General features: G+C 36.3%; 1 pseudogene. It reads right to left on the bottom strand.

Annotated elements, in window-relative coordinates:
* Positions 1 to 201, bottom strand: a pseudogene (locus HMPREF2701_RS11295) (hypothetical protein); the annotation flags it as partial.

The raw sequence follows: 201 nt of genomic DNA, 5'->3' as shown, positions 1-201 counted from the left end.
CTTCTTTATTGAACACAATATCTTTTATGGCTTGGGCTTGAGCAACAAGTGTAGCTTTGCCTCCTTTAAAATCTGGTGCCTTGGACAATTGTTCCTCAAAGAAAGCAATATCTTGCGCATCTTGAAGATGAATGGAAACTGTTAATAGTTCAAAGCTTGATATTAAAAACGCAGGGGTTCTGAATCTCTTCCAAATTTTTT

Source organism: Streptococcus sp. HMSC077D04 (genome assembly GCF_001808785.1).
Classification (GTDB): domain Bacteria; phylum Bacillota; class Bacilli; order Lactobacillales; family Streptococcaceae; genus Streptococcus; species Streptococcus mitis_BX.
The sequence above is the reverse complement of the archived record's forward strand: the minus strand, read 5'-3'. Positions and strand labels throughout refer to the sequence as shown.